General features: G+C 69.2%; 7 protein-coding genes. 2 read left to right on the forward strand and 5 right to left on the reverse strand.

The window, feature by feature from the left end:
• Positions 1 to 548 precede the first annotated feature (548 nt).
• Both BV95_RS24470 and BV95_RS21965 read left to right on the forward strand, forming a co-directional pair.
• A complete protein-coding gene (locus BV95_RS24470) occupies positions 549 to 1,865 on the forward strand; it encodes a hypothetical protein (RefSeq protein WP_037457350.1) in 1,317 nt (438 codons plus the stop codon).
• Positions 1,866 to 2,162: 297 nt separating this feature from the next.
• Complete coding sequence (locus tag BV95_RS21965; protein WP_037457353.1) at positions 2,163 to 3,155, forward strand: ParB/RepB/Spo0J family partition protein; 993 nt, start codon at positions 2,163 to 2,165, stop codon at positions 3,153 to 3,155.
• 224 nt (positions 3,156 to 3,379) lie between these two features.
• Here the strand turns inward: BV95_RS21965 and BV95_RS21970 are convergent, their stop codons facing one another.
• The 5 genes from BV95_RS21970 to BV95_RS21990 all read right to left on the reverse strand — a co-directional run.
• Positions 3,380 to 3,829: a hypothetical protein gene (locus tag BV95_RS21970; protein ID WP_037457357.1), complete on the reverse strand. Its 450-nt coding sequence runs from the start codon at positions 3,827 to 3,829 to the stop codon at positions 3,380 to 3,382.
• Positions 3,830 to 4,258, reverse strand: a complete 429-nt coding sequence (locus BV95_RS21975) for a TadE/TadG family type IV pilus assembly protein (protein WP_037457359.1) — start codon at positions 4,256 to 4,258, stop codon at positions 3,830 to 3,832.
• 5 nt (positions 4,259 to 4,263) lie between these two features.
• Positions 4,264 to 4,443, reverse strand: coding sequence for a Flp family type IVb pilin (locus BV95_RS21980; RefSeq protein WP_013849049.1), 180 nt, complete (start codon positions 4,441 to 4,443; stop codon positions 4,264 to 4,266).
• A gap of 88 nt (positions 4,444 to 4,531) precedes the next feature.
• Positions 4,532 to 6,283, reverse strand: a complete 1,752-nt coding sequence (locus BV95_RS21985) for a TadG family pilus assembly protein (protein ID WP_037457361.1) — start codon at positions 6,281 to 6,283, stop codon at positions 4,532 to 4,534.
• The coding region (locus tag BV95_RS21990; protein WP_037457363.1) for a tetratricopeptide repeat protein at positions 6,280 to 6,574 on the reverse strand (295 nt) is incomplete at its 5' end. The genes BV95_RS21990 and BV95_RS21985, both read right to left, overlap by 4 nt.

Here is a 6,574-nt window from a genome sequence, read left to right on the forward strand (position 1 = left end):
CGTCGGACTGAGTGATTTGGGTGGAGAGCCGCCTTACCCCCTCCCGCCTGCGGGAGGGGGAATGGCGGCTCTCCACCCAAATCACTCAGTCCGACGAGTCTTGAATTTGTCCACACGGCCTAAGGGCAGATACAGAGCATATATACCCAGTCGATGGGGAACGGTCGCTCTGGAGCTTCATGGGGTTACCTCTACACGACCAGTATTGATTGCTATCCGCCAATCCAAATGGCCCCGTATGCAACGCGATGCCATAAATTGGACCGTTTCGGCGAAAAGCGCCCTCACCCCGATTTGCTTGCCCACCCCCGTATTTTGCCCATCAAAAGCCCTGAAAACCCGGCAAAATGGCCCACCCCACGTCAATTCCGAATCTCCCGACAGGCGTTGCGCACAACGGAAGCCCCCATTGCGTACGCCAAGATGGATCTTTCGCGGCAGGCGACATGTTCCAACCAGACCGGTTTCTTCTTGACGAGGCGATGGGGACTGCCCGGCTTAACCTGCCCCTGTTGCGATCTGATCGCAGGGAAACAGGGAGTCATGCCATGTCACGTCACGGACCGGTTCGATCGGGAAGGCGCTATCTGCTGAGCGCCACGGCGATACCTCTTCTTTTGCTCAGCGCCTGCGCCGATGGCGTCGGTTTCGACATAGGCGCGGGCGGCGGCCAGTCCCCCTCCGGCCCCAGCGGCCCCTCCGGTCCCAGCGGTCCCTCCGGCCCCACGGGCCCCAGCGGCCCATCGGGTCCGACCAGCCCTTCCGGTCCAGCGGGTCCATCCGGCCCGACCGGCCCCGGTGGTCCCACCGGACCTTCCGGTCCCACTGGCCCAACCGGTCCCAGCGGCCCGACAGGTCCAACCAGTCCAACCGGCCCCACCGCCAGCGGACCCGTCATCGGGGCCTCGGTCGGCAGCCAGCCTCTGCTCGGCCCCACCGGCCCCGGCTCGCTGGTCGGCGTCAACCTGCTGCCCGGCGCGACGCCCTCGACCGGCAGCTTGGCGACGGTCGACCTGCTGACGGGCGACGGCACCGTCGCGCAGGCCGCCCTGCCCACCACGCCCCAAAGCGTGCAGCAGGGCTTGGCCCCGGTCGGCACGCTTGCCGGAACCCTGCTCGGCGCTCCGGCGGGGCAGGCGGCGACGCAACTCACCGACGGCCTTTCGCCCACCGTCGCCGCCGTCACCTCCACGGTCGAAAGCGTCGCCGCGCCGCTGCTCGGCACCGTCAACGGCGCGCTGTCGCCTGTCACCGACCCGCTGGTCGCCGACAATGGCGTCCTCGCCCCCGTCACCGGGCTGGTCGAAACCGCGGTCGGCAGCCTGACGGGCGCGCTGGGCGGCGTCGGAGATCCCTCCGCGTTGGCCGGACCGCTGGTGGGCGCCAATCTGGGCGGCAACGCGCTGACCGGCCCCTCCACCGCCGCGACGCTGGTCGGCGTCAACCTGCTCCCGTCGGACAGCGGCGTGGTGACCGGACAATTGGCCACGGTCGGCGTCCTGTCGCAGGGCAATCTGGTCGACCTGAGCGTCCCGACGACGGCCGCCGGAGTAGAGTCCGGCCTCCAACCGGTCGCCAGCCTCGCAGGCGGCCTCCTCGGCCCGCAAGCCGAAACCGCCGTCACCCAGGTGACGAGCGCCGTCGCCCCCGTGGCCGCCGCCGTCACCAGCACGGTCGACAGCGTCGCCGCGCCCCTGCTCGACGCGGTCAACAGCCTGACGCCCGCCTTGCCCGGCGCGCAGGATGGATCGCCGCTCGCTCCGGTCACGGGGATCGTCAACGGCCTGCTCGGCGCGGGGGAGGGAACCGGCAACGCCCTTGCCCCCGTCACCGGCCTGCTCGGCGGCCTGCTGGGCGGCAACTGACGCTGGTGCGCGGCCCCGCCACGTCCTCATGCATGGCGTGGCCGCGCACCGACGAAGCTCTCCCCCAAATAGCCCCCGGGGGTAGGGCGGGGGCGAGGAGGCGGCCGGCCAGCCGCCTCCTCAAACTTGCGAACACGCAAACGCCGTCACCCTGACCCCCTCCCGCAAGCGGGGGGGGGGTGGGCCGCGAGCGTCAGCGAGCCAAAACCAAATTGCTCCAAAACGAACCGGATTCCCCGCCACGCCCGCGCCGATCGGGCTATTGCGCACGCAGGTTACGCAAAAAGGGAGTGATCCATGGCCCGCTTCATCCGCGACATATTGGCGACCCTGTCCTACGAACCCGCCAAGGCCCCGGCGGACCGGGAAGAACTCAGCCGCCTGGACCAGCGCCTCGCCCATTTCGCGGACAAGGGCGCGGGGACGGGCGGAACCATCTCGATCCAGCCGGACGAATGTTCGGTGTGGGACGGCAATCCCCGCGACCAGCCGGGCCTGACCGCCGACTCCTGCCGCTCGCTCATCGAGTCCATCGCCAGCGAAGGCGGCAACCGCATCCCCGTGCTGGTGCGCCTCAACCCGCCCGGATCGGACCGGCCCTATCAGCTTCTGGTCGGCAGCCGCCGCCGCTTCGCGGTGGGCTGGCTCAACCATAATGGCCGCCCCGACCTGCGGCTGACGGCGCTGGTGGTCGACCTGTCCGACGAGGAAGCCTTCCGCCTCGCCGACATCGAAAATCGCGAGCGGGCGGATATCAGCGAACTGGACCGGGCGCGCAGCTACCAGCATGCGGTCGACCGCTTCTACGGCGGCGTGCAATCGCGCATGGCGGAGGCGCTGAACCTGTCCAACAGCCAATTGAGCCGCCTGATCGCCCTGGCCCAATTGCCGCAGGAGGTGATCGACGCCTTCGCCACGCGGGACGAATTGCGCGTCCGCTATTCCGAACTGCTGACCCCGCTGCTGCGGCAGGCGGGGCAGCGCGGACGGATGATCGCCGAAGCGCAATTGATCGGCGAACAGCAGCAGGCGCTGGCCCGTCAGGGCGACCGGCTGATCCCGCCCGCCACGGTGCTCGCCCGCCTGCGCGAAGCCGCCATGCCCCCATCGCAGGAGGAGGCCCGCGACATCGCCATCATCGCGGGCGGCGCGCGCATCGGCCGCGCCAAGCCCAGCCGGGGCGGCGGCCTGACGGTCGACCTCAGCATAGCGGAGGATGCCGATCTGGACGAATTGCTGACGCGGCTGCGCGAAACCATCGTCGCGGTGCGCGCCGCCCCGCTACTATAGACCCGGACCGAGTGATTTGGGTGGTTTGCGGTCATTAAGCCCCTCCCCTTCAGGGGAGGGGTTGGGGGGGGGGAGTGCCGTTACAGGACAGCTTTCCCGTGGGGCACGCCCCCACCCCTCAGTCCCCTCCCCTGAAGGGGAGGGGAAGCACTTACGTCCGCTCCTGGCCATTTCCCGACATCCCGAATCTGTCCACACACCCTGGACGGTGCGCGCCACGCCGGTCATGTCATAAGCTGCGCCGACAGCAGCGCGATGGCCGCGATCCCCGCCATGTCAGGCCGGGGGTCGGCCACTTTGCGTACACGCAAAATCACCGCGACCACCACGAACAGCCCCACCGCCAAAGCCAGCATCAACAAGGCCCCGCCCGCGCTCAACCATGTCGCCCCCGCCGCGATCAGCTTGATATGCCCGCCGGTCAGCAACCGCAGCCGCCAGAACAGGCTGATCGCGGCCACCGCCGACGACAGCAGCAACAGGCAGGCCAGACCCACCCCCACCGCCAGCATCGCCCCTACCGCCCCATGGAACAGCGCGGCAAAACCAACGCCGCCCAGCGCGATCGCCCCATAGAGCCGGTCCGTCACCACGCGTCCCTCCCAATGCAGGACCAGCACCGGCAACAGCAGCAGGATCATCAGCGCGCAGCCGATGAAGGACGCTCCATTCATTCAATAGCTCCCATTGGTGACGATGATGCTGGCGCTGACCGTCGGCGACGGCATCGGCACGAAGGCGGCGTAGCGCATCATCGGACTGCCGCTCATCTCATAGCTTACCCGTACCCGGAAGGTGCCGGTCGCATCCGGCCCGGCGGCAATCGCCGCGCCGCCGCCCGCCGCCAGCAATGCGCCATATCCGTCGACCACCGCCCGCGCCCGGTCCTGCGCCAGCGATATGCGCTCGGCGGTGGACAGGCCCGCCACGGCGGCGCGGGCACCCTCCACGGCGGCATGGCGCACGCCCATCAGCGCGGCGAAGTAAAAGGAATAGAGCACGATCGCGAAGACCAGCATCAGCAAAGCCGGTGCCAGCAGCGCGAATTCCAGCGCCGCCAGCCCCCGCTCGCATCCCGCCAGACGGCGCGCCCGGCCCAACATGATGCTCACCCCCTGGGGATGCTGTTGAACATGCTCGTGAAGGCCGCGCCCAACTGCGTCTCGAAATTGGTCCCCACCGCGACGATGGCTGCCACCACCACCGCGCCCAGCACGGCATATTCCACGGCGGTCAGCCCCCTCTGGTCGCGCCTCAGCTTGGCGATCAACGATGCCAGTTTCTTCATGATCATTCTCCTCTGTCCCCTCCTCATGGCAATGGCGGCGGGCGGGGGAGGGGAGGGCGCCCGCCGCCTGATTTCCCTCACACCAATGTCACACCAGTACCGGCACCCCGCACCGCGCCCCCGTGACCCAGACGGTCGCATGGCCAGGCCGGATGCCCAACGCGGCCAGCAAATTGCTCACCAGCGGATCGATGGTGGTGCCGACCAGAGCGGCGACCGGGGCGATGATGACGCTGCCCACCAGATTGGTGACCACCGAAAGATTGCAGACCAGCGGCAGGCAGGGCGTGATGTTGAGCGACAAATTGCCGATCAATGTCGTCAGCAGCGGCTCCACCATGGCCTGATTGCCGATGGTGGCGGGCGCTCCCGGCGCAGCGGGGCGGCCGATGCCGCCCTGTCCGCCGGTTCCGAAGATCAGGGGACCGCCATTGCCCAATATCGGTCCCGCCACCGCTCTGCCGTTGATGCCGATCGGACCCAGGCTGGCGATGGGCGTCTCCCTGACATCGCTGGCGGAAAGGGGCGGCATCGGCCGCGTCATGGCGTTGGCGGGAAGCGCGCCGATATAGGCGTTCACCAGCCCGGTCTGGGCCTGCACCGTGACCCGCGTGTCGCGCGCCTGCTCGGCGGTATCGGCGCAATCGACGGCGCTTATGCTGGCCTGCGCCGCGCCAATGTCGATGACGATGGGCAGGTTGATGTTCGCCAGCCCGCCAAGGGGCGGCAGGCCGACATCCAGTTGCAACCGCACCGCCGACGTCGCGACGCTGGTCTCCCCCGCCGGGCCGAAGGAAAAGCGCGGCCGGTCCATCGGTCCGGTCGCCATCGCCGCCAGCAGCACGCTGCTGCCCGGCGCGACTGCTCCCACCGCGTTCGACAGGCCGACCCGCCCATTGCCCGCCTGCACCGCGTAGGAAAAGAGCTGATAGGCGTTGATCCCCGCCCGCAGCGCCGGTTTCCCCGCCGCGCCGCCCACCGGCATATTCTTCCATACGCCCAGGCCGAATAGCCCCTTCAGCGGCACGGCATAGCCATTGCCGACCTGCCCCGCGACCCGGTCGAGCGCGGCGGCAGTCGCCCCATTGTCGGCGGCGCTGGCGGCGGCGGACAGCAGGTCGCGCAACCCCACCGTCCGGTTGGTCAGGTCCGTATAGGTTCCGCTTTCCCCCACCCGCTGCGCCAGCGCGTCGAAGAACAGCCCCGCATCGACATTGCTGGCCATCAACGCCTCGACATCGGCGGTGGAAAGCCGCAACTGGATGCCCAGCAACGCGCCCAGCAGATCGTTGACGCCGTTCACCAGCGCATTGGTCACGGTCAGCACGCCGGACGTGATGCCGACCCCCGCCTCGTCGATGCGCGCCGCCGTGGCGCTCGCGGCCAGATCGGGCAGCGGATTGGCCGGTCCCAACACCCGCATCAGAAACAGCCCGGCGGGCTTGCCGGTACGGATGCGTACCGCATTCGCCCGCCCATTGCCGGGACATAGCGTCATGCCCGGATCGAAACGCTGCGCCGCGCCCAATGCCGCGTCGGCGCAATAGCGCCCCACCTCGACCGACCGCAAAATCGCCGGATCATAGCCGTTGCGGCTCAAACTGTCCCGCGCCCGCGCTGCCGCCTGCGCCGGATTCATGGCGGCGGCCAGCGCGGCGGCATCGGTCGCCGCCCGCAAATCCCGCTCGCCCACATAATAAAGCCCCGCATCCAGCGCGAACCCCGCCGCCCCGATCAGCAACGTCCCCAAAGCCGCCACCATCGGCGCAACGGCCGCCGACCGGTCGCGCCATAATCCCCCCAACGCCGTTCGCTTCGAGCGCAGTCGAGAAGCCCTCATCGCCCCGCCTCAACCCGCGCCGCCTCGCTCAGCAGCCTCCGCCGCAAGGCCGCATCAACCCGCCGCAACCCCGCCTCGGCCTCCACGCGCCGCCCGCCGACCAGCAAAGCCAGCATCAGATTATTGCGAATAACTGCATCCCCCGGCGCCAGATCGCTGGCCCCGCGCAAAGCCTCTATCGCCGCCTCCGCCCGTCCGGCGCGCAGCAGCGCATAGCCCCAGGCATTGCGCAGCAGGGCATCCGCAGGCCTGCCCCGACCCGCCCGCTCATAGAAGGCCGCCGCCTCCGCC

Origin of the sequence: Sphingobium chlorophenolicum (assembly GCF_000722875.1) — a bacterium.
GTDB classification, from domain to species: Bacteria; Pseudomonadota; Alphaproteobacteria; order Sphingomonadales; family Sphingomonadaceae; genus Sphingobium; species Sphingobium chlorophenolicum.